This window comes from Pseudomonas sp. KH_050 (assembly GCF_057838875.1).
In genome coordinates, this window is the sequence record NZ_CM174478.1 from 998,544 (window position 1) to 1,020,503 (window position 21,960).

Annotated in this window: 19 protein-coding genes and 2 tRNA genes; 19 read left to right on the top strand and 2 right to left on the bottom strand. The window is 57.9% G+C overall.

The annotated features are described in order from the left end of the window. Positions 1–27: 27 nt before the first annotated feature. On the top strand, positions 28–432 hold the full coding sequence (fur, locus tag AC3IUA_RS04650; protein WP_489362236.1) for a ferric iron uptake transcriptional regulator: 405 nt from the start codon (positions 28–30) through the stop codon (positions 430–432). A gap of 58 nt (positions 433–490) precedes the next feature. On the opposite strand, the gene recN is transcribed toward fur, so the two are convergent. Next, the gene (gene recN / locus AC3IUA_RS04655; RefSeq protein ID WP_489359341.1) at positions 491–2,164 is read right to left on the bottom strand and encodes a DNA repair protein RecN; all 1,674 of its coding nucleotides are present in this window, start codon (positions 2,162–2,164) and stop codon (positions 491–493) included. Between the two features lie 251 nt (positions 2,165–2,415). On the opposite strand from recN, the gene grpE reads away from it, so the two are divergent. The 8 genes from grpE to AC3IUA_RS04695 all read left to right on the top strand — a co-directional run bounded on the left by grpE (position 2,416) and on the right by AC3IUA_RS04695 (position 12,931). Beyond that, the gene (grpE, locus tag AC3IUA_RS04660; protein ID WP_489359342.1) at positions 2,416–2,982 is read left to right on the top strand and encodes a nucleotide exchange factor GrpE; all 567 of its coding nucleotides are present in this window, start codon (positions 2,416–2,418) and stop codon (positions 2,980–2,982) included. 102 nt (positions 2,983–3,084) lie between these two features. Then, the gene (dnaK, locus tag AC3IUA_RS04665; RefSeq protein ID WP_489359343.1) at positions 3,085–5,001 is read left to right on the top strand and encodes a molecular chaperone DnaK; all 1,917 of its coding nucleotides are present in this window, start codon (positions 3,085–3,087) and stop codon (positions 4,999–5,001) included. Between the two features lie 324 nt (positions 5,002–5,325). Next, positions 5,326–6,450, top strand: coding sequence for a molecular chaperone DnaJ (gene dnaJ / locus AC3IUA_RS04670; protein WP_489359344.1), 1,125 nt, complete (start codon positions 5,326–5,328; stop codon positions 6,448–6,450). Between the two features lie 10 nt (positions 6,451–6,460). After that, positions 6,461–7,264 carry a 4-hydroxy-tetrahydrodipicolinate reductase gene (gene dapB, locus AC3IUA_RS04675; protein ID WP_489359345.1) on the top strand — a complete coding sequence of 268 codons (804 nt, stop codon included), beginning with the start codon at positions 6,461–6,463 and terminating at the stop codon, positions 7,262–7,264. Between the two features lie 257 nt (positions 7,265–7,521). Continuing rightward, entirely contained in the window at positions 7,522–8,658 is a 1,137-nt protein-coding gene (gene carA, locus AC3IUA_RS04680) for a glutamine-hydrolyzing carbamoyl-phosphate synthase small subunit (protein WP_489359347.1), read from the top strand. Positions 8,659–8,803: 145 nt separating this feature from the next. Continuing rightward, positions 8,804–12,025: a carbamoyl-phosphate synthase large subunit gene (gene carB / locus AC3IUA_RS04685; protein ID WP_489359348.1), complete on the top strand. Its 3,222-nt coding sequence runs from the start codon at positions 8,804–8,806 to the stop codon at positions 12,023–12,025. Next, positions 12,022–12,498 carry a transcription elongation factor GreA gene (gene greA / locus AC3IUA_RS04690; RefSeq protein ID WP_489359349.1) on the top strand — a complete coding sequence of 159 codons (477 nt, stop codon included), beginning with the start codon at positions 12,022–12,024 and terminating at the stop codon, positions 12,496–12,498. The genes carB and greA overlap by 4 nt, the downstream gene beginning before the upstream one ends. 28 nt (positions 12,499–12,526) lie before the next feature. After that, a complete protein-coding gene (locus tag AC3IUA_RS04695) occupies positions 12,527–12,931 on the top strand; it encodes an MFS transporter (RefSeq protein WP_489359350.1) in 405 nt (134 codons plus the stop codon). A 9-nt stretch (positions 12,932–12,940) separates the two neighbouring features. Here AC3IUA_RS04695 and AC3IUA_RS04700 read toward each other — a convergent pair whose 3' ends face one another. Further along, positions 12,941–13,249, bottom strand: coding sequence for a YhbY family RNA-binding protein (locus AC3IUA_RS04700; RefSeq protein WP_489359351.1), 309 nt, complete (start codon positions 13,247–13,249; stop codon positions 12,941–12,943). A 117-nt stretch (positions 13,250–13,366) separates the two neighbouring features. Between AC3IUA_RS04700 and rlmE the strand changes: the two genes are divergently transcribed. The 10 genes from rlmE to nusA all read left to right on the top strand — a co-directional run bounded on the left by rlmE (position 13,367) and on the right by nusA (position 21,945). Then, positions 13,367–13,999 carry a 23S rRNA (uridine(2552)-2'-O)-methyltransferase RlmE gene (rlmE, locus tag AC3IUA_RS04705; RefSeq protein WP_003177853.1) on the top strand — a complete coding sequence of 211 codons (633 nt, stop codon included), beginning with the start codon at positions 13,367–13,369 and terminating at the stop codon, positions 13,997–13,999. A gap of 200 nt (positions 14,000–14,199) precedes the next feature. Continuing rightward, positions 14,200–16,107, top strand: a complete 1,908-nt coding sequence (ftsH, locus tag AC3IUA_RS04710) for an ATP-dependent zinc metalloprotease FtsH (RefSeq protein ID WP_489359352.1) — start codon at positions 14,200–14,202, stop codon at positions 16,105–16,107. 8 nt (positions 16,108–16,115) lie between these two features. Next, positions 16,116–16,967 carry a dihydropteroate synthase gene (gene folP / locus AC3IUA_RS04715; protein ID WP_489359353.1) on the top strand — a complete coding sequence of 284 codons (852 nt, stop codon included), beginning with the start codon at positions 16,116–16,118 and terminating at the stop codon, positions 16,965–16,967. Positions 16,968–16,983: 16 nt separating this feature from the next. Continuing rightward, positions 16,984–18,321 carry a phosphoglucosamine mutase gene (gene glmM / locus AC3IUA_RS04720; protein WP_489359354.1) on the top strand — a complete coding sequence of 446 codons (1,338 nt, stop codon included), beginning with the start codon at positions 16,984–16,986 and terminating at the stop codon, positions 18,319–18,321. 66 nt (positions 18,322–18,387) lie between these two features. After that, positions 18,388–19,143, top strand: coding sequence for a triose-phosphate isomerase (tpiA, locus tag AC3IUA_RS04725; RefSeq protein WP_489359355.1), 756 nt, complete (start codon positions 18,388–18,390; stop codon positions 19,141–19,143). A 4-nt stretch (positions 19,144–19,147) separates the two neighbouring features. Next, positions 19,148–19,531, top strand: coding sequence for a preprotein translocase subunit SecG (gene secG / locus AC3IUA_RS04730; RefSeq protein ID WP_489359356.1), 384 nt, complete (start codon positions 19,148–19,150; stop codon positions 19,529–19,531). A gap of 27 nt (positions 19,532–19,558) precedes the next feature. Continuing rightward, positions 19,559–19,644: transfer RNA gene (locus AC3IUA_RS04735), tRNA-Leu, on the top strand. A 95-nt stretch (positions 19,645–19,739) separates the two neighbouring features. After that, a tRNA-Met gene (locus tag AC3IUA_RS04740) sits at positions 19,740–19,816 on the top strand. 141 nt (positions 19,817–19,957) lie between these two features. Further along, positions 19,958–20,416: a ribosome maturation factor RimP gene (gene rimP / locus AC3IUA_RS04745; RefSeq protein WP_489362238.1), complete on the top strand. Its 459-nt coding sequence runs from the start codon at positions 19,958–19,960 to the stop codon at positions 20,414–20,416. Positions 20,417–20,463: 47 nt separating this feature from the next. Beyond that, complete coding sequence (gene nusA / locus AC3IUA_RS04750) at positions 20,464–21,945, top strand: transcription termination factor NusA (protein ID WP_489068704.1); 1,482 nt, start codon at positions 20,464–20,466, stop codon at positions 21,943–21,945. The last annotated feature ends 15 nt before the right edge of the window (positions 21,946–21,960 follow it).

Genomic DNA, 21,960 nt, shown 5'->3' on the forward strand with positions numbered 1-21,960 from the left:
GAAGCAGCATCCGCGAGAAAGCTGACCATGGTTGAAAATAGCGAACTACGTAAAGCAGGCCTGAAAGTGACCCTGCCACGGGTCAAAATTCTACAAATGCTCGATTCCACCGAGCAGCGACATATGAGTGCCGAAGATGTTTACAAGGCACTGATGGAAGCTGGCGAGGATGTTGGTCTGGCCACGGTTTACCGTGTCCTGACTCAGTTTGAAGCCGCAGGGCTGGTGGTTCGCCATAATTTTGATGGCGGTCATGCGGTATTTGAGCTGGATGACGGCAAGCACCACGACCATATGGTTAACGTGGAAACCAGTGAAGTGATCGAGTTCTTCGACGAAGAAATCGAGAAGCTGCAAAAGGCGATCGTCGAGAAGCATGGCTTCGAGATGGTCGACCACAATCTGGTGCTGTACGTGCGCAAGAAAAAGTAAGCAAAACCGCAATACGATCGAAGGCGACCCCAGGGTCGCCTTCGTGCTTTCTGCCGTCTTAGATTTTGCTGGCGATAACCATCTTTTTCGCGTGCGCCAGGGACTCTTTGGTGAGATCGATGCCGCCCAGCATGCGCGCCACTTCCTCGATCCGTTTGGTCTTGCTCAGTTTGGACACCGCCGTGTGGGTGGCATCGCTGCCGCGTACCTTATGCACGAACAGGTGCTGATGGCCCTGGGCAGCCACTTGCGGCAAGTGGGTGACGGTCAGGACCTGCCCGCGCTCGCCTAGCCGGCGCAGCAGTTGGCCGACGATTTCCGCAGTCGGTCCGCCGATACCGACGTCCACTTCGTCGAACACCAGCGTCGGCACGCGCGAGGTTTGCGCGGTGATCACCTGGATGGCCAGGCTGATCCGCGAGAGCTCGCCACCGGACGCCACTTTGGCCAGTGCCTTGAGCGGTTGTCCGGGGTTGGCGCTGACCAGCAGCTCTACTTGCTCCAGGCCGTTGGGCAACAGCTCATTGCTGGCGTTGGGGCGCAGTTCGATGGTGAAGCGTCCGCCGGGCATGCCCAGGCGCTGGATTTCAATTTCAACGGCACTGGCCAGGCTGCCTGCGGATTGTTGGCGCAAATCGCTCAGTTCCCTGGCTTTCTCCTGATAATGCCGGGCATAGGACGCCAGTTCGTCAGCCAATCGCTCAATGGATTCATCGTTGGCGTTCAGCATTTCGATCTCGTCCAGCAGCCTTTGCTGCATATCAACGACTTCGGTGGGCTGGATGCGGTGTTTGCGAGCCAGGGTGTAAATCGAATCGAGGCGCTCCTCAAGTTGCTGGAGGCGCGCCGGATCAGCGTCGAAGTGGTCGAGAAACCGATTCAGTTCGCCAACGGCCTCTTCAACCTGGATCTGCGCGCTGGTCAGGAGGTCGGTGGCCTCGCCCAGGGCGCCCACCGAATTGTTCACGCTCGACAGGCGGTTGAGGCTGACCGTCAGGGCATTGAGCACATTCCCTGAATCGCTTTCGCTGCACTGTTCGACCACTTGCCGACAAATCCCCAGCAGGGTTTCGGCATTGGTCAGGTTCTTGTGTTCTTGTTCCAGCTGTTCCAGCTCGTTCTCGCCAAGGCCGAGGTTTTCCAGCTCTTCGAGTTGGTAGCTGAGCAGTTGATGCCGGGCGCGTTGTTCATCGCCGGAATTGGAGAGCCGCTCCAGCTCCTGGCGGGTCTGGCGCCAGCGCTGGGCGGCGAGTTGTACCTGGCGGGCCAGGTCCGTGGCGCCGGCGTATTCATCGAGCAGGCGACGATGGGTGTCGGTTTTCAGCAGGGACTGGTGTTCATGCTGGCTGTGAATGTCGATCAGCAGTTCGCCGAGGGCTTTCAGGTCGCCGAGCGGGCAGGGGCTGCCATTGATATAGCCGCGTGATCGCCCTTCGGCGGTGATCACCCGACGCAGGATGCACGGGCCGTCGTTGTCGAGGTCGCGCTCGGCGAGCCAGGCACTGGCTTCCGGAATGTCCACCAGATCGAAGGTGGCCAGGATATCGGCCTTGTCGGCGCCCGGACGAACCACGCCGCTGTCGGCGCGATCACCGAGGGTCAGGCCCAGGGCGTCGAGCATGATCGACTTGCCGGCGCCGGTTTCGCCTGTGATTACGCTCATCCCGCGATCCAGTTCCAGATCGAGATGTTCAACGATGGCGTAGTTATGTACAGACAGGTGCACCAGCATAGAGGCCGCTCCCAGGCGTTAGGTCTGGTTATTTATACAGTGTTTTGTTTCTCGCTGACAATGCCTTCCCTTAGCTCGATTTGCTTGGATGAGGAAAATTTTTAGCGCACTTCGTAATGACAATGCCCGGGCGTCACGAATGGTTAGTAGCCTTTGCCACGCTGTCAGCTCTTGAACCTGAAAATTGCGACCCCATATACCGGGGCAGAAGCGCGAGTTGAGCTCGCGGACGAAATCGAAAGGAGAAATCTATGGCTGACGAACAGACGCTGGATACGCAAAATCTCGACGCCGAACAGGCTCCCCAGGATTCGGGGGATGACCTGGTGGCTCGTGTGCAACTGCTCGAAGAGCAACTGGCTGGCGCCCATGATCAGGCTTTGCGTGTTGCTGCCGATCTGCAGAACGTCCGCCGTCGCGCCGAGCAGGACGTGGAGAAAGCCCACAAGTTCGCGCTGGAAAAATTTGCCGGCGATCTGTTGCCGGTTATCGACAGCCTCGAGCGTGGCCTGGAGCTGTCCAGCCCCGATGACGAAAGCATTCGCCCAATGCGCGAAGGGATCGAGCTGACCCTGAAAATGTTCCAGGACACCCTCAAGCGTTATCAGCTGGAAGCGATCGATCCTGAAGGCGAACCCTTCAATGCTGCAAAACATCAGGCGATGGCCATGCAGGAAAGCGCCGACGTTGAGCCAAACAGCGTGTTGAAGGTGTTTCAAAAGGGTTACCAGCTCCACGGTCGCTTGCTGCGCCCGGCCATGGTTGTGGTCAGCAAGGCACCTGCGGCAGTTTCGCCTTCGATTGACGAGCAGGCTTGAAATTAGCAGCAAGACCCCCATTTAGAAGTCAAGCGTTTAAGTGCTACCGCAGTTAGCCACCACTGCTGCGGCAACCAAATCCAAAATTTAGGGAGAGTTAACATGGGCAAAATCATCGGTATCGACCTGGGGACCACCAACTCCTGCGTCTCCGTGCTTGAAAACGGTAAAGCCAAAGTTATTGAAAACGCTGAAGGCGCGCGTACCACTCCGTCGATCATTGCGTATGCCAACGACGGTGAAATCCTGGTTGGTCAGTCGGCCAAACGTCAGGCAGTGACCAATCCGCATAACACCCTGTACGCGGTGAAGCGTTTGATCGGTCGCCGTTTCGACGAAGAAGTCGTGCAGAAAGATATCCAGATGGTCCCTTACAAGATCGTCAAGAATGACAACGGTGACGCTTGGGTCGAAGTCAACGGCCAGAAAATGTCGCCTCCGCAGATTTCGGCTGAAATCCTGAAGAAAATGAAGAAAACCGCCGAAGACTACCTCGGCGAGACGGTGACCGAAGCGGTGATCACCGTTCCGGCCTACTTCAACGACAGCCAGCGTCAAGCCACCAAAGATGCCGGTCGCATCGCCGGTCTGGACGTAAAACGTATCATCAACGAACCGACCGCGGCCGCTCTGGCTTACGGTATGGACAAGGCCAAGGGCGATCACACCGTGATCGTTTATGACCTGGGTGGCGGTACTTTCGACGTTTCCGTGATCGAAATCGCGGAAGTCGATGGCGAGCACCAGTTCGAAGTGTTGTCCACCAACGGTGACACCTTCCTCGGCGGTGAAGACTTTGACATTCGTCTGATCGACTACCTGGTTGACGAGTTCAAGAAAGAAAGCGGCATGAACCTCAAGGGTGACCCGCTGGCGATGCAGCGCCTGAAAGAAGCCGCTGAAAAAGCCAAGATCGAGCTGTCTTCGAGCCTGCAGACCGACGTCAACCTGCCGTACATCACTGCAGATGCGACCGGTCCAAAGCACTTGAACGTGAAAATCTCCCGCGCCAAGCTCGAAGCGCTGGTTGAAGACCTGGTTCAGCGCACTATCGAACCTTGCCGCATTGCGCTCAAGGATTCCGGTATCGACGTTGGCGCGATCAACGACGTGATCCTGGTCGGCGGTCAGACCCGTATGCCACTGGTTCAGAAGCTGGTGACCGAGTTCTTCGGTAAAGAAGCGCGTAAAGACGTCAACCCGGACGAAGCTGTAGCCATGGGTGCTGCTATCCAGGGCGCGGTACTGGCCGGTGATGTGAAAGACGTTCTGCTGCTCGACGTCAGCCCGCTGACTCTGGGCATTGAAACCATGGGCGGCGTGATGACTGCGCTGATCGAGAAAAACACCACGATTCCTACCAAGAAATCCCAGGTGTTCTCGACTGCCGATGACAACCAGGGCGCAGTGACCATTCACGTGCTGCAAGGCGAGCGTAAGCAGGCTGCGCAGAACAAGTCCCTGGGCAAGTTCGACCTGGCCGAGATTCCACCGGCTCCACGTGGCGTGCCGCAAATCGAAGTGACCTTCGACATCGATGCCAACGGCATCCTGCACGTAGGCGCGAAAGACAAGGCCACCGGCAAGACTCAGTCGATCGTGATCAAGGCCAACTCCGGTCTGTCCGAGGAAGAAATTCAGCAGATGGTGCGTGATGCTGAAGTCAACGCCGACGAAGATCGCAAGTTCGAAGAGCTGGCCAGTGCCCGTAACCAGGGCGACGCGCTGGTTCACTCGACTCGCAAAATGATCGCGGACGCTGGCGACAAAGTGACCGCGGAAGAGAAAACTTCGATCGAAGCAGCTCTGGTTGCCCTTGAAGCCGCTGTCAAAGGCGACGACAAGGCGCTGATCGAAGCCAAGGTTGAAGAGCTGTCCAAGCTGTCGGCTCCGATTGCTCAGAAAATGTACGCCGAGCAAGCCAACCCTGCAGACGCGGCGGCCAAGCCAGCTGAATCGGCTGAAAAAGCTGACGACGTTGTCGATGCCGAGTTCGAAGAAGTCAAAGACCACAAGTAAGCTAGCTTGTTGGTCGGCCGGTTGACTGCAATTAAGCGGTGACTGGTAGGATGTCGCCGCGCGGGAGCTTGCTCCCGCGTTGGCGCGTCTGGAGTAAGCGAATTTTTACAGCATGCGACAACGCTCGGGTGCTGGCGGTACGGTCGGGGATGCTCCTGCTTTCCGGTCGATAGTTATCGCGCCCGCTGGCCAGTTTTCTGGCTGCAAATCAAAGACCAGGATCGTTGAATTGACGTGAGTTGGGTCCGGGCCTGTATTGGGGCTCAACGAGTTTGGCGAGGCTCAGGAGGGGTTTGCCGAACGTCCTTAAGAGTGCAAAGACTTATGGCAAAGCGTGACTATTACGAAGTGTTGGGTGTGGAGCGCGGCTCCAGCGAGACGGAGCTGAAGAAGGCTTACCGTCGACTGGCGATGAAGCACCACCCGGACCGTAATCCCGATGACAAAGCATCGGAAGATATGTTCAAAGAGGCCAATGAGGCCTATGAAGTGCTGTCCGATTCCAGCAAGCGCGCGGCCTACGATCAGTATGGTCATGCGGGCGTTGACCCAAGCATGGGCGGTGGCGGTGCCGGTTTTGGCGGTCAGAATTTCTCGGACATCTTTGGTGATGTCTTCAGTGATTTCTTCGGCGGCGGTCGCGGCGGTGCTCGTGGCGGCGCGCAGCGCGGCAGCGATCTGCGTTACACCCTGGAGCTGAACCTGGAAGAAGCGGTGCGCGGCACGACCGTGAATATCCGCGTTCCGACACTGGTCAATTGCAAGCCTTGCGATGGTTCCGGCGCCAAGAAAGGTTCCGCGCCTATTACCTGCCCGACCTGCGGCGGTATCGGTCAGGTGCGCATGCAGCAAGGCTTCTTCTCGGTGCAGCAAACCTGCCCGCGCTGCCATGGCCAGGGCAAGATCATTGCCGATCCATGCGACTCCTGCCATGGGCAAGGTCGCGTCGAAGAGTCCAAGACCCTCTCGGTAAAAGTACCGGCTGGCGTGGATACCGGCGACCGTATTCGCCTGTCTGGCGAAGGCGAGGCGGGTGCTCAGGGTGGGCCGACCGGTGACCTGTACGTGGTGATCAATGTGCGCGAGCACGCGATCTTCCAGCGCGACGGCAAGCACTTGTTCTGCGAAGTGCCGATCAGCTTCGTTGACGCAGCGTTGGGTGGCGAGCTGGAAATCCCGACCCTGGATGGCCGGGTCAAGCTGAAGATTCCTGAAGGCACGCAAACCGGCAAGCAATTCCGGGTTCGTGGCAAGGGCGTTGCTCCCGTGCGTGGTGGCGGTGCCGGCGACTTGATGTGCCGTGTTGCGGTCGAGACCCCGGTCAATCTGGGTCGTCGTCAGCGTGAGTTGCTGGAAGAGTTCCGCAGTTCCCTGGCCGACGACAACAGCCAGTCACCGAAAACCACTGGCTGGTTCGAAGGCGTGAAGCGTTTCTTCGGCGATTTATAAGGAGCAAGGCATGCGACGTATAGCTGTGATGGGCGCTGCAGGGCGCATGGGCAAGACGTTGATCGAAGCCGTGCAGCAAGCGCAGGGTGCCGGTCTGACCGCCGCTGTGGATCGTCCGGACAGTTCGCTGGTCGGCGCTGATGCGGGTGAGTTGGCTGCGCTGGGGCGTATCGGTGTGCCGCTGTCGGGGGATCTGGACCGGGTGGCCGATGAGTTCGACGTGCTGATCGACTTCACTCACCCGACGGTGACCCTGAAGAACCTCGCATTCTGCCGCAAGGCGGGCAAGGCCATGGTCATCGGCACCACCGGTTTCACTGTCGAAGAGAAGCAACTGCTGGCCGAAGCCGGCAAAGACATTCCAATCGTCTTTGCCGCCAACTTCAGCGTAGGGGTCAATCTTTGCCTGAAATTGCTCGACACCGCTGCACGGGTGCTGGGTGATGACGTCGATATCGAAATCACCGAAGCCCATCATCGGCATAAAGTCGATGCGCCTTCCGGCACTGCGGTGCGCATGGGTGAAGTGATTGCCGGTGCCCTGGGGCGCGACCTCAAGGAAGTGGCGGTTTACGGTCGTGAAGGTCAGACCGGCGCACGGGATCGGCAGACCATCGGTTTCGCGACTATTCGTGCTGGCGATATTGTCGGTGATCACACGGTGCTGTTCGCTGCTGATGGCGAGCGTGTCGAGATCACTCACAAGGCCTCCAGTCGCATGACCTTTGCCAAGGGGGCGGTGCGTGCTGCGTTGTGGCTGGATGGTCGTGAAGCCGGCCTGTATGATATGCAGGATGTGCTTGATCTGCGCTGAGATGCATCGAAAACAGGGGTCAGGTAAGAGCTTGAGCCCTGTTTTATCCCGCTTGGCGATGTTCTGTCGCATTCCTCTGCCTTTAGGGCTCATTAGCGGTAGACCAAAAAAGCCTTTTTCTGTAAGCTACAGCTTTAGTGTGTCCACTAAAAGCGCGCAGATAATTCGACGAAGAAGCGGGGTGACGTGTCTATACGTCATTCCGCTTTTTTGCAACCTGCGATCGCCCTTTCAGGCTTTATTTACGGGAGGTCTTCTTGACTAAGCCAGCCATACTCGCCCTTGCTGATGGCAGCATTTTTCGCGGCGAAGCCATTGGAGCCGACGGTCAAACCGTTGGTGAGGTGGTGTTCAACACCGCCATGACCGGCTATCAGGAAATCCTTACCGATCCTTCCTACGCCCAACAGATTGTTACCCTGACTTATCCGCACATCGGCAACACCGGCACCACGCCGGAAGATGCCGAGTCCGACCGCGTCTGGTCGGCTGGCCTGGTCATCCGTGACCTGCCGCTGGTGGCGAGCAACTGGCGTAACACGATGTCGCTGTCCGATTACCTGCAAGCCAACAACGTTGTGGCGATCGCCGGTATCGACACTCGCCGCCTGACACGCATCCTGCGTGAGAAAGGCGCGCAGAACGGCTGCATCATGGCCGGCGACAACATTTCCGACGAAGCGGCTATTGCTGCTGCGCGCGGCTTCCCAGGCCTCAAAGGCATGGACCTGGCGAAAGTTGTCAGCACCAAAGAGCAGTACGAGTGGCGCTCCACGGTCTGGGAGCTGAAAACCGACAGCCACGCGACTATCGAAACCTGCGACCTGCCATACCACGTGGTTGCCTACGACTACGGCGTCAAGGTGAACATCCTGCGCATGCTGGTCGAGCGCGGTTGCCGCGTGACCGTAGTGCCGGCGCAAACCCCGGCCAGCGAAGCCCTGGCACTCAAGCCGGACGGCGTGTTCCTGTCCAACGGCCCTGGTGATCCGGAGCCTTGCGACTACGCAATCCAGGCGATCAAGGATGTTCTGGAAACCGAGATCCCGGTGTTCGGCATCTGCCTCGGTCACCAGTTGCTGGCCCTGGCTTGCGGCGCCAAGACCCTGAAAATGGGTCACGGCCACCACGGTGCCAACCACCCTGTCCAGGATATGGACTCCGGTGTCGTGATGATCACCAGTCAGAACCACGGTTTTGCGGTGGACGAAGCGACCCTGCCAGCCAACGTTCGGGCGATCCACAAATCGCTGTTCGACGGCACCCTGCAAGGCATCGAGCTCACCGACAAGAGCGCATTCAGCTTCCAGGGTCACCCTGAAGCGAGTCCGGGCCCCAATGACGTGTCGCCACTGTTCGATCGCTTCATCGACGCCATGGCCAAGCGCCGCTAATCGCGCGCCTTGAGAATGTAGCGAAAAGGCGCCTGAGGCGAGCCCGGTAACCCCGGCGATTGTCCCTCAGGCACCTCGGAAAATGTTCAAGGCGGCCTCTCCCTCCCGGGATGGCCGTCGGACCTGCGGATTTGAGTGACAACTAATGCCAAAACGTACAGATATAAAAAGCATCCTGATTCTCGGCGCTGGCCCGATCGTTATCGGCCAGGCCTGTGAATTCGACTACTCCGGCGCCCAGGCCTGCAAAGCCCTGCGCGAGGAGGGTTACCGCGTCATCCTGGTGAACTCCAACCCGGCGACCATCATGACCGACCCGGACATGGCCGACGCCACCTACATCGAGCCGATCAAGTGGCAGACTGTTGCCAAGATCATCGAGAAGGAACGTCCTGACGCGCTGCTGCCGACCATGGGTGGCCAGACCGCTCTGAACTGCGCCCTGGACCTGGAGCGCGAAGGCGTTCTGGAGAAGTTCGGCGTGGAAATGATCGGCGCCAATGCCGATACCATCGACAAGGCTGAAGACCGTTCGCGTTTCGACAAGGCGATGAAGTCCATCGGTCTGGACTGCCCGCGTTCGGGTATCGCCCACAGCATGGCAGAGGCCAACGCGGTGCTCGAGAAGCTTGGCTTCCCGTGCATCATTCGTCCGTCCTTCACCATGGGTGGCACTGGCGGCGGCATCGCTTACAACCGTGAAGAGTTCGAAGAAATCTGTGCTCGTGGTCTGGACTTGTCGCCGACCAAAGAGCTGCTGATCGACGAATCGTTGATCGGCTGGAAAGAATACGAGATGGAGGTTGTCCGCGATAAGAAGGACAACTGCATCATCGTCTGCTCCATCGAAAACTTTGACCCGATGGGCGTGCACACCGGTGACTCGATCACCGTTGCGCCGGCGCAGACCCTGACCGACAAGGAATACCAGATCATGCGTAACGCCTCCCTGGCGGTACTGCGTGAGATCGGCGTGGAAACCGGTGGTTCGAACGTGCAGTTCGGTATCTGCCCGGACACTGGCCGCATGGTCGTGATCGAGATGAACCCGCGGGTATCGCGTTCCTCGGCACTGGCCTCCAAGGCCACCGGCTTCCCGATTGCCCGGGTCGCAGCCAAACTGGCCATTGGTTACACCCTCGACGAGCTGCAGAACGAAATCACCGGCGGCAAGACCCCGGCGTCCTTCGAACCGTCCATCGACTACGTCGTGACCAAGCTGCCACGTTTCGCCTTCGAGAAGTTTCCCAAGGCTGACGCTCGCCTGACCACGCAAATGAAGTCGGTCGGCGAAGTCATGGCTATCGGCCGGACCTTCCAGGAATCCCTGCAGAAAGCCCTGCGCGGCCTGGAAGTGGGCGTTTGCGGTCTGGACCCGAAACTCGACCTGAGCAACCCGGAAAGCATGGGCGTGCTCAAGCGCGAGCTGACCGTGCCGGGCGCCGAGCGTATCTGGTACGTCGCGGATGCCTTCCGTGCCGGCATGACCGTCGAAGACATCTTCGGCATGAACATGATCGACCCTTGGTTCCTGGTGCAGATCGAAGATCTGGTCAAGGAAGAGGAGCGGGTCAAGACCCTCGGTCTGGCCACCATCAACCGTGACGTTATGTACCGCCTCAAGCGCAAAGGCTTCTCGGATGCGCGCCTGGCCAAGCTGCTGGGTGTGACCGAGAAGGCCCTGCGTCGCCATCGTCACAAGCTTGAGGTCTATCCGGTCTACAAGCGTGTCGACACCTGCGCCGCCGAGTTCGCGACCGATACCGCCTACATGTATTCGACCTACGAGGAAGAGTGCGAGGCCAATCCGTCGACCCGTGACAAGATCATGATCCTGGGTGGCGGTCCAAACCGCATCGGCCAGGGCATCGAGTTCGACTACTGCTGCGTTCACGCGGCACTGGCGCTGCGCGAAGACGGGTACGAGACCATCATGGTCAACTGCAACCCGGAAACCGTATCCACCGACTACGACACTTCCGATCGCCTGTACTTCGAACCGGTAACCCTGGAAGACGTGCTGGAAATCGTCCGCGTCGAGAAGCCTAAAGGCGTGATCGTTCAGTACGGCGGCCAAACCCCGCTGAAACTGGCTCGCGCCCTGGAAGAAGCTGGCGTGCCGATCATCGGTACCAGCCCTGACGCCATCGACCGCGCCGAAGACCGTGAGCGTTTCCAGCAAATGGTCGAGCGTCTGAACCTGCGTCAGCCACCGAACGCTACCGTGCGCAGCGAAGACGAAGCGATTCGCGCTGCCGGCAAGATCGGTTATCCGCTGGTGGTGCGTCCGTCCTACGTATTGGGCGGTCGGGCGATGGAAATCGTCTACGAAGAAGAAGAGCTCAAGCGTTACCTGCGTGAAGCGGTACAAGTGTCCAACGACAGCCCGGTGCTGCTGGATCACTTCCTCAACTGCGCCATCGAGATGGACGTCGACGCGGTCTGCGACGGCACCGACGTGGTGATCGGCGCGATCATGCAGCACATCGAACAGGCAGGCGTGCACTCCGGTGACTCCGCTTGCTCGCTGCCACCGTACTCGTTGCCTGCGCACATCCAGGACGAAATGCGCGAGCAGGTCAAGAAAATGGCCCTGGAACTCGGTGTGGTCGGCTTGATGAACGTTCAGTTGGCGCTGCAAGGCGAAGACATCTACGTCATCGAAGTCAACCCGCGCGCTTCGCGTACCGTACCGTTCGTCTCCAAGTGCATCGGTGTTTCCCTGGCAATGATCGCAGCTCGCGTCATGGCCGGTAAAACCCTGAAGGAAATCGGCTTCACCAAGGAAATCATCCCGAATTTCTACAGCGTGAAAGAGGCGGTGTTCCCATTCGCCAAATTCCCTGGCGTTGACCCGATCCTCGGCCCTGAGATGAAGTCCACCGGTGAAGTGATGGGCGTCGGCGATACCTTCGGCGAAGCCTTTGCCAAAGCCCAGATGGGTGCCAGTGAAGTGCTGCCGACCGGCGGTACTGCATTCATCAGCGTGCGTGACGATGACAAGCCGCTGGTTGCAGGCGTGGCCCGTGATCTGATCAACTTGGGTTTCGAAGTGGTCGCCACCGTCGGTACTGCCAAGCTGATTGAAGCCGCAGGCCTGAAAGTGCGCCGTGTGAACAAGGTGACCGAAGGTCGTCCGCACGTGGTCGACATGATCAAGAATGACGAAGTCACGCTGATCATCAACACCACCGAAGGTCGTCAGTCGATCGCTGATTCGTACTCCATTCGTCGTAATGCCTTGCAGCACAAGATTTACTGCACCACTACCATTGCTGCTGGCGAAGCCATCTGCGAAGCGCTCAAGTTCGGTCCCGAGAAGACCGTGCGTCGCTTGCAGGATCTACACGCAGGATTGAAGGCATGATCAAATACCCAATGACCGTCCAGGGCGCAAAAGCCCTGGAAGAAGAGCACGCTCACCTGACCAAGGTCGTCCGTCCGAAGCTTAGCCAGGACATCGGTACGGCCCGCGAGTTGGGTGACTTGAAGGAAAACGCTGAATACCATGCCGCCCGCGAACAGCAGGGCATGGTCGAGGCGCGGATCCGTGATATCGAAGGCCGCATGCAGAACGCGGTGATCATCGATGTCACGAGCATTCCTCATACCGGCAAAGTGATTTTCGGCACCACCGTCGAAATCGCCAACGTCGAAACCGATGAAAGCGTGACCTATCACATCGTTGGTGAAGACGAGGCTGACTTCAAGCAGGGCAAGATTTCGGTCGGCTCACCACTGGCTCGCGCCTTGATTGCCAAGGAAGAGGGTGATGTGGTGGCCGTTAAAACGCCTGGCGGCGTTATCGAGTACGAGATTGTCGAAGTTCGTCACATTTGAGCTGAGGCGCCCGCTACGCGCGGGCGCCATGCTCTGGCAGCTGACCCAGATGTTGTGGGTGGGCGGCGTGTGGCTGCTGCACATTGGTCTGCTACCGGTGCTCGGGCAAATTGGCCTGGCGCCGCTGCTGATCGAAGAGATTGGTAATATGCTGACTGCGCTGCTGGTAGGATTTTCGGCAGTGTGCGTGATTCTGCAGGTTCTGGTGCTGATACGGGCCCTGGGCCTGTCGAGTCTGTGGCTGGATATTCGCGGGCAACTGTTGCTGATGGCGCTGTATGGGTGCGGGATGTATTTCGCCGTGCGCATCGGCTTGCCGGAAGCGCTTCGCTGGCAGTTGTTCAGCTATCTGGTCCTGGGGTTTTCCGGTCTTGTGCTGGCATTGCAGCCAGTGCCAGGATGGGGCGGCAGGGTGCGCGAAGCACACCCTTGACCCTTGAAATCACTTGAAGCGATGAACGTTCGACAGCTGCTTGTTGACGCTGAAGTTCTTGCGGTATATCAACGCCATTTTGCCGATGACTTGCACCAGATCCGCCTTGCCGGCCTTGCACAGCTCGGCAACGGCACCCAGGCGCGATTCGCGATCGAGGATGTTGAGCTTGATTTTGATCAGCTCGTGATCGCTCAATGCGCGTTCCAGTTCGGCTAACACACCTTCAGTCAAACCGTTATCAGCCACAGTCAATACTGGTTTCAGATGGTGGCCAATGGATTTGTACTGTTTCTTCTGCTCTTGAGTGAGCGGCATAATCTGACCCCTGTGTCTGATCTTGTAAAAAGCGGCGGCCAGTTTACCCGAGCGAGTCCGGGACCGCCCGGTTAATCACGACCCGTTTTATTTTTGAGTTTATTTTTGAGGTGGCCCGTGGCCCGTTCCAAGACAAGTCTTAAATGGCTCCAAGAGCATTTCAACGACCCCTTCGTGAAAATGGCGCAAAAAGACGGGTATCGCTCCCGTGCCAGCTACAAGTTGTTGGAAATCCAGGAACGGGATCGTTTGATCCGTCCGGGAATGAGCGTGATCGACCTTGGCGCGGCCCCAGGTGGCTGGTCCCAAGTGACCAGTCGTCTGATTGGTGGGCAAGGTACGTTGATCGCTTCCGACATTCTGGAAATGGATAGCATCCCTGACGTGACCTTTATTCAAGGCGACTTCACAGAAGATGCCGTGCTGGCGCAGATTCTCGAAGCTGTCGGAAAAAACGAGGTAGACCTTGTGATTTCCGATATGGCCCCCAATATGAGTGGATTGGCGTCTGTAGATATGCCGCGATCGATGTTCCTGTGCGAGTTAGCACTTGACCTTGCGACTCGGGTGTTGAAGCCAGGTGGTGATTTTTTGATCAAGGTCTTCCAGGGTGAAGGCTTCGATGAATACCACAAGAGCGTTCGCAAGCAGTTCGAGAAGGTCACGACGCGCAAGCCGAAATCGTCGCGCGATCGCTCCCGTGAGCAGTACTTGCTGGGCCGTGGTTTCCGCGGGCGTAGTGAGGAATAAGAGGTTTTTCGACCGGGGCGATAGGTTTTTCGTATTTCGCCCCGTGAGCATTAGCGAATATTGTGTAGAAAGTGTTTCACAAAGGGTTACAGACAGCGCCTGCCAGAGCTGTAGGTAATGTAGTAAGTTAGGCCGGTGAATATCATGCGAAGCGCGCGCCAGTAGCGGAGCTTGCTTCAGAGGGTAGTTAATTGAACGATATGGCAAAGAATCTGATCCTGTGGTTGATCATCGCGGCTGTCCTGGTGACGGTGATGAACAACTTCTCCAGCCCTAACGAGCCACAGACCCTCAACTATTCCGACTTCATCCAGCAAGTGAAGGATGGCAAGGTCGAGCGTGTAGCTGTCGATGGTTATGTGATTACCGGTAAGCGCGCCGATGGCGAAAGCTTCAAGACCATTCGTCCGGCGATCCAGGACAATGGCCTGATCGGCGACCTGGTGGATAACCATGTGGTTGTCGAAGGCAAGCAGCCGGAGCAGCAAAGCATCTGGACTCAACTCCTGGTCGCAAGCTTCCCGATCCTGGTGATCATCGCCGTGTTCATGTTCTTCATGCGCCAGATGCAGGGCGGTGCGGGGGGCAAGGGCGGGCCGATGAGCTTCGGCAAGAGCAAGGCGCGCCTGCTGTCCGAAGACCAGGTGAAAACCACCCTGGGCGACGTTGCCGGTTGTGATGAAGCCAAGGAAGAAGTCGGCGAGCTGGTCGAGTTCCTGCGCGATCCGGGCAAGTTCCAGCGTCTGGGTGGTCGTATTCCGCGCGGCGTGCTGATGGTCGGTCCTCCAGGTACCGGTAAAACCTTGCTGGCCAAGGCGATTGCCGGCGAAGCCAAAGTGCCGTTCTTCACCATTTCCGGTTCCGATTTCGTCGAAATGTTCGTCGGTGTCGGCGCCAGCCGTGTTCGCGACATGTTCGAACAGGCCAAGAAACACGCACCCTGCATCATCTTCATCGATGAAATCGATGCCGTCGGTCGTCACCGTGGCGCCGGCATGGGTGGTGGTCACGATGAACGCGAGCAGACGCTCAACCAGTTGTTGGTAGAGATGGATGGTTTCGAGATGAATGACGGCATCATCGTCATCGCCGCAACCAACCGTCCCGACGTGCTCGACCCGGCATTGCTGCGTCCAGGTCGTTTCGACCGCCAGGTCGTTGTGGGTCTGCCGGACATTCGTGGTCGCGAACAGATTCTGAAAGTTCACATGCGTAAAGTGCCAATGGGTGATGACGTCGCTCCGGCAGTCATCGCGCGTGGTACTCCAGGCTTCTCCGGTGCCGATCTGGCCAACCTGGTGAACGAAGCCTCGCTGTTTGCCGCTCGTACGGGCAAGCGTGTGGTCGAGATGAAAGAGTTCGAACTGGCGAAGGACAAGATCATGATGGGCGCAGAGCGCAAATCCATGGTCATGTCCGAAAAAGAGAAGCAGAACACTGCTTACCACGAAGCGGGTCACGCTATTGTCGGTCGTGTTGTGCCTGAGCATGATCCGGTCTACAAGGTCTCGATCATCCCTCGCGGTCGCGCGCTGGGTGTGACCATGTTCCTGCCGGAAGAGGACCGCTACAGCCTGTCCAAGCGTGCGTTGATCAGTCAGATCTGCTCGCTGTACGGCGGCCGGATTGCTGAAGAGATGACCCTGGGCTTCGACGGTGTCACCACTGGCGCCTCCAACGACATCATGCGTGCCAGCCAGATTGCGCGGAACATGGTGACCAAATGGGGTCTGTCGGAAAAACTCGGTCCGCTGATGTACGCCGAAGAAGAAGGCGAAGTGTTCCTGGGTCGCGGCGGCAGCCAGCATGCCAGCTTCTCGGGCGAAACCGCGAAGCTGATCGACTCCGAGGTGCGCAGCATCATTGACCAGTGCTACGGCACGGCCAAACAGATCCTCACCGATAACCGCGACAAGCTCGACGCCATGGCGGATGCCTTGATGAAGTACGAGACCATCGATGCCGAGCAGATCGACGACATCATGGCAGGTCGGACTCCACGCGAGCCTCGTGACTGGTCGGGTGGTGCCGGTACTTCCGGAACACCTCCGGTGGTGCAGGGCGAGCGTCCGGAAACGCCCATCGGTGGTCCGGCTGCTGACGTCTAAGGTTTGAAATGACTCCTGTACAGTCCTCGACCCGGTTGCCTTGCGGCAACCGGGTTCTTGATTTGGCCCGCACGCACGTGATGGGCATTCTTAATGTCACTCCTGATTCCTTCTCCGATGGTGGCCGTTTCAGCCAGCTCGATGCGGCCTTGCGTCATGCCGAAGCAATGGTTGCGGCGGGTGCTACGCTGATCGATGTCGGTGGCGAGTCGACCCGGCCTGGCGCGCGGGTGGTTTCCCCGACCGAAGAGCTTGAGCGTGTGGCGCCCATTGTCGAGCGGATCCATCGTGAACTGGATGTGATCATCTCGGTCGATACCTCGACACCCGCGGTCATGCGTGAAACTGCGCGACTGGGTGCGGGTCTGATCAACGATGTGCGCGCATTGCGCCGTGATGGAGCGCTTGATGCAGCGGCGGCCACGGGGCTTGCGGTGTGCCTGATGCATATGCTCGGCGAGCCCGGGGATATGCAGGACGATCCGCGGTACCAGGACGTGACCCGCGAAGTGGGTGCGTTCCTGGCCGAGCGAATGGCCCAATGTGAGTCGGTGGGGATCCCTGCCGAGCGGATCATTCTCGATCCAGGCTTCGGTTTCGCGAAAAACCTGCAGCACAATTTGAGTCTGTTCAAACATATGGAAGCGCTGCATGCCTTGGGCCGGCCTCTTTTGGTCGGGGTTTCGCGCAAGAGCATGATAGGCATGGCATTAAATCGTCCGGTCGGAGAGCGACTGCACGGCGGTCTGGCTCTCGCGGCACTGGCTATGGTCAAGGGTGCGCGGATCTTGCGCGTGCATGACGTGGCCGAAACAGTAGATGTGGTACGGATGATCGCAGCAGTTGAATCAGCCGAATAAGAATGATGGAGCACTCATGACGAAAAAATATTTTGGCACTGACGGCATTCGCGGTCGGGTCGGCGAGTTCCCTATTACCCCTGATTTCATGCTCAAGCTCGGTTGGGCTGCGGGCATGGCCTTTCGCAGCATGGGTGCCTGTCGGGTGCTGGTGGGCAAGGACACGCGGATCTCCGGCTATATGTTCGAATCTGCTCTGGAGGCCGGCCTGTCCGCTGCCGGGGCTGATGTTATGCTGTTGGGGCCAATGCCGACACCGGCGATCGCCTACCTGACCCGCACCTTCCAGGGCGAGGCCGGTATTGTGATCAGTGCTTCGCACAACCCGCATGACGACAATGGCATCAAATTCTTTTCCGGGCAGGGCACCAAGCTGCCGGACGACATCGAGTTGATGATCGAGGAGCTGCTCGATACGCCGATGACCGTCGTCGAGTCGAGCAAGATCGGCAAGGTTTCGCGGATCAACGATGCGTCGGGTCGGTATATCGAATTCTGTAAAAGCAGCGTGCCGACCGGTACCAGTTTTTCCGGTCTGAAGATCGTTCTCGATTGCGCCCACGGTGCTACCTACAAGGTGGCACCCAGCGTCTTTCGTGAATTGGGTGCGCAGGTCACCGTGCTGTCTGCTCAACCCAATGGTTTGAACATCAATGACAACTGCGGTTCGACTCATATGGGGCAACTGCAGGCAGCCGTGCTCGCCGAGCATGCCGATCTGGGTATCGCCTTCGATGGCGATGGCGATCGGGTGTTGATGGTCGATCACACGGGCGCGATAGTCGATGGTGATGAGTTGTTGTTCATCATTGCCCGCGATCTGCATGAGCGTAACAAGCTGCAGGGTGGTGTGGTCGGGACTCTGATGAGTAATCTGGGGCTGGAGCTGGCCCTGGCCGACCTGGGTATCCCATTCATCCGCGCCAATGTAGGTGACCGCTATGTGATTGCCGAGTTGCTCGAGCGCAACTGGCAGGTTGGCGGTGAGAACTCAGGGCACATTGTCTGCTTCCAGCACACCACTACCGGCGATGCGATCATTGCGGCGCTGCAGGTCTTGATGGCCTTGAAGAGTCGTGGCGAGGGTCTGGCGCAGTGCCGTCAGGCGTTGCGCAAGTGTCCTCAGGTGCTGGTCAATGTGCGTTTCTCGGGCGGTGTGAATCCGGTCGAGCATGCGGCTGTAAAAGAGGCCTGTGACCGGGTTACCGCGCAGATGGCTGGGCGTGGTCGGGTGCTGTTGCGCAAGTCCGGCACCGAGCCGTTGGTTCGCGTGATGGTCGAAGGTGATGACGAAACCCAGGTTCGCGGCTATGCCGACGAGCTGGCAAAACTGGTTGCTGAAGTTTCTGCCTGATTTCGGCTTGCCAGTGTTGATGCGGTTGGGTAACATCTGCGCCCACTTTGACCGACGAGGTACAGCATGCGTCGCCCTATGGTAGCTGGTAACTGGAAGATGCACGGTACCCGCGCCAGCGTCGCTGAGCTGATCAATGGCCTTAGTCATATGGCCTTGCCGAGCGGTGTTGATGTTGCGGTATTCCCGCCTAGCTTGTTTATCAATCAAGTGATTGATGGCTTGAAAGGCAAGTCGATTTCGGTCGGCGCGCAGAATTCTGCGGTGGAAGCCATGCAAGGTGCCTTGACTGGCGAAATTGCGCCAAGTCAGTTGGTGGATGCAGGTTGTTCCCTGGTACTGGTTGGGCATTCCGAACGTCGCCTGATCATGGGTGAGCAGGACGGTGTTCTCAATCGCAAGTTTGCAGCAGCCCAGGCGTGCGGTCTGGTTCCGGTGTTGTGTGTAGGGGAAACCCTCGAGCAGCGCGAAGCTGGAAAGACGCTGGAAGTTGTAGGGCGTCAGCTGAGTAGTATCATCGAAGAGCTGGGCGTCGATGCGCTTGCAAAGGCAGTCATCGCTTACGAGCCGGTCTGGGCCATTGGTACCGGGCTGACTGCTTCACCGCAACAGGCGCAGGATGTGCACGCAGCCATTCGCGCGCAGTTGGCGGCAGAAAATTCTGAAGTCGCGCAAGGTGTGCGGCTTCTATACGGCGGCAGCGTGAAGGCGGCCAATGCGGTCGAACTGTTCGGCATGCCGGATATCGATGGGGGGCTCATTGGTGGAGCTTCCCTGAATGCAGATGAGTTCGGTGCGATCTGTCGCGCCGCGGGAAACTGAAAAAATGCTGGAAACAGTCGTAGTCGTTTTTCATCTGCTGGGCGCGTTGGGCGTAATTGCTCTGGTATTGCTGCAGCAGGGTAAGGGTGCGGACGCTGGCGCGTCTTTCGGAGCAGGTGCTTCAAATACTGTGTTCGGAAGCCAAGGTTCCTCTACCTTTCTTAGTAAGTTTACTGCTATACTTGCCGCAGGTTTCTTCATAACCAGCTTAGGGTTAGGTTACTTTGCTAAAGAGAAGGCTCATGAGCTGACTCAAGTAGGTTTGCCAAATCCAGCAGTGTTGGAAGTTCCAGTGCAAAAACCGGCTTCTGATGATGTCCCGGTGCTTCAAGAGCAAAAGTCGGCACCTACTGCGACTGACGTACCTCCAGCTCAAGAGCAAAAGTAAGAAGGTTTCAGGTAGTATTGTTGTATTGCCGAGGTGGTGGAATTGGTAGACACGCAACCTTGAGGTGGTTGTGCCCATAGGGTGTAGGGGTTCGAGTCCCCTTCTCGGTACCAATTATCAGGAGAGCCCGCTGTTGCGGGCTTTCTTGTAGGTGGAGGTTCGATTGACCCTGAAAGGGATCGGTCGTATACTTCCGCCCCAGCTTTGTCGCGGGGTGGAGCAGTCTGGTAGCTCGTCGGGCTCATAACCCGAAGGTCGTCGGTTCAAATCCGGCCCCCGCAACCAGTTTTAGCGGAGCCCCTTTTCAGGGGCTTTTTGTTAGCTGGACACTTTATAACGGCGTTATTCGACGGCGTTTCAGGGATGGGCGCTTCGCCCATTTTTTTTTATTTATACAGCATGCAAAACATGCACGAGGGGGTTCAGGTGTCGAGCAAGCTAGAACAGTTGCAGGCCTTGCTGGCCCCGGTGGTCGTGGCCCTTGGCTATGAATGCTGGGGTATTGAGTTTTCAGCTCAAGGTCGCCACTCACTGCTACGCGTTTATATCGATAAAGAAGGCGGTGTTTTGGTGGATGACTGCGCCATCGTCAGCCGTCAGATCAGTGGTGTCCTGGATGTTGAAGATCCGATCGCCGTTGAATACACCCTTGAAGTTTCCTCGCCTGGCATGGAACGCCCACTGTTCACTCTTGAGCAGTTTGCAAAATTTGCCGGTGAACAAGTGAAGATCAAGCTGCGTTCGCCTTTCGAAGGTCGACGCAATTTTCAAGGCCTTCTGCGCGGCGTAGAAGAGCAGGACATCGTGGTGCAGGTTGAAGATCATGAGTTCCTGTTGCCGATCGATATGATCGACAAGGCCAACATTATTCCCAGTTTTGACTGAGACGCGGATCCCGCGGATCCAATGGCTTGCGAAAGGCGAGGCGTACGATGAGCAAAGAAGTACTGCTGGTTGTTGAGTCGGTATCCAATGAAAAGGGCGTACCGGCAAACGTTATTTTTGAAGCGCTGGAGCTGGCTCTGGCCACTGCTACCAAAAAACGTTTCGAAGACGAAGTTGACCTGCGTGTGGAAATTAACCGCCACACCGGTGCCTATGAAACTTTCCGTCGCTGGGCGGTAGTCGAAGAAGCAGATCTGGACGATCCGGCTGTCGAGATGTGGGTCGAGCAGGCTCAGGAAACCCAGCCTGGCGCTAAAGCTGGCGACATCGTTGAAGTAAAAATCGACTCGATCGAGTTTGGCCGCATCGCTGCACAGACTGCCAAGCAAGTCATCGTGCAGAAAGTCCGCGAAGCCGAGCGTGCTCAAGTTGTTGATGCCTATCGCGAGCGTCTGGGAGAAATCATCTCCGGCACCGTGAAGAAAGTCACCCGCGACAACGTGATCGTCGATCTGGGCAACAACGCTGAAGCGTTGCTGGCTCGTGAAGACATCATCTCTCGCGAAACTTTCCGGGTAGGCGTGCGTCTTCGTGCACTGCTCAAGGAAATCCGCACCGAGAACCGCGGTCCGCAGTTGATCCTGTCGCGTACCGCACCGGAAATGCTGATCGAGTTGTTCCGCATCGAAGTGCCGGAAATCGCTGAAGGCCTGATCGAAGTAATGGCAGCGTCCCGTGATCCGGGTTCGCGCGCCAAGATCGCGGTCCGCTCCAAAGATAAACGCATCGACCCGCAAGGCGCTTGCATCGGTATGCGCGGTTCGCGCGTCCAGGCAGTGTCGGGTGAGTTGGGTGGTGAGCGTGTGGACATCGTCCTGTGGGACGATAACCCTGCGCAGTTCGTGATCAACGCCATGTCACCGGCTGAAGTCGCGGCAATTATCGTTGACGAGGATGCCCATGCAATGGACATCGCCGTTGGCGCAGACAATCTGGCTCAGGCCATCGGTCGCGGTGGTCAGAACGTGCGTCTGGCTAGCCAGTTGACTGGCTGGACCCTGAACGTGATGACCGAATCGGACATCCAGGCTAAGCAGCAAGCAGAAACCGGCGACATCCTGCGCAACTTCATCGACGAGCTGGAAGTCGACGAAGATCTGGCACAGGTACTGGTCGATGAAGGCTTCACCAGCCTGGAAGAGATTGCCTACGTACCGTTGGAAGAAATGCTCAACATCGACGGCTTTGACGAAGATACCGTCAACGAGCTTCGCGCTCGTGCCAAGGATCGTTTGTTGACTAAAGCCATCGCTACTGAGGAAAAGCTGGCAGACGCCCATCCGGCCGAAGACCTGCTCTCGCTTGAGGGTATGGACAAGGATTTGGCGATGGAACTGGCGGTGCGCGGCGTAATTACCCGCGAAGACCTGGCCGAGCAGTCTATTGACGACCTGCTCGACATCGACGGCATTGACGATGATCGTGCCGGCAAGTTGATCATGGCCGCCCGAGCCCATTGGTTCGAGTAATTAGGCGCGGCCTGA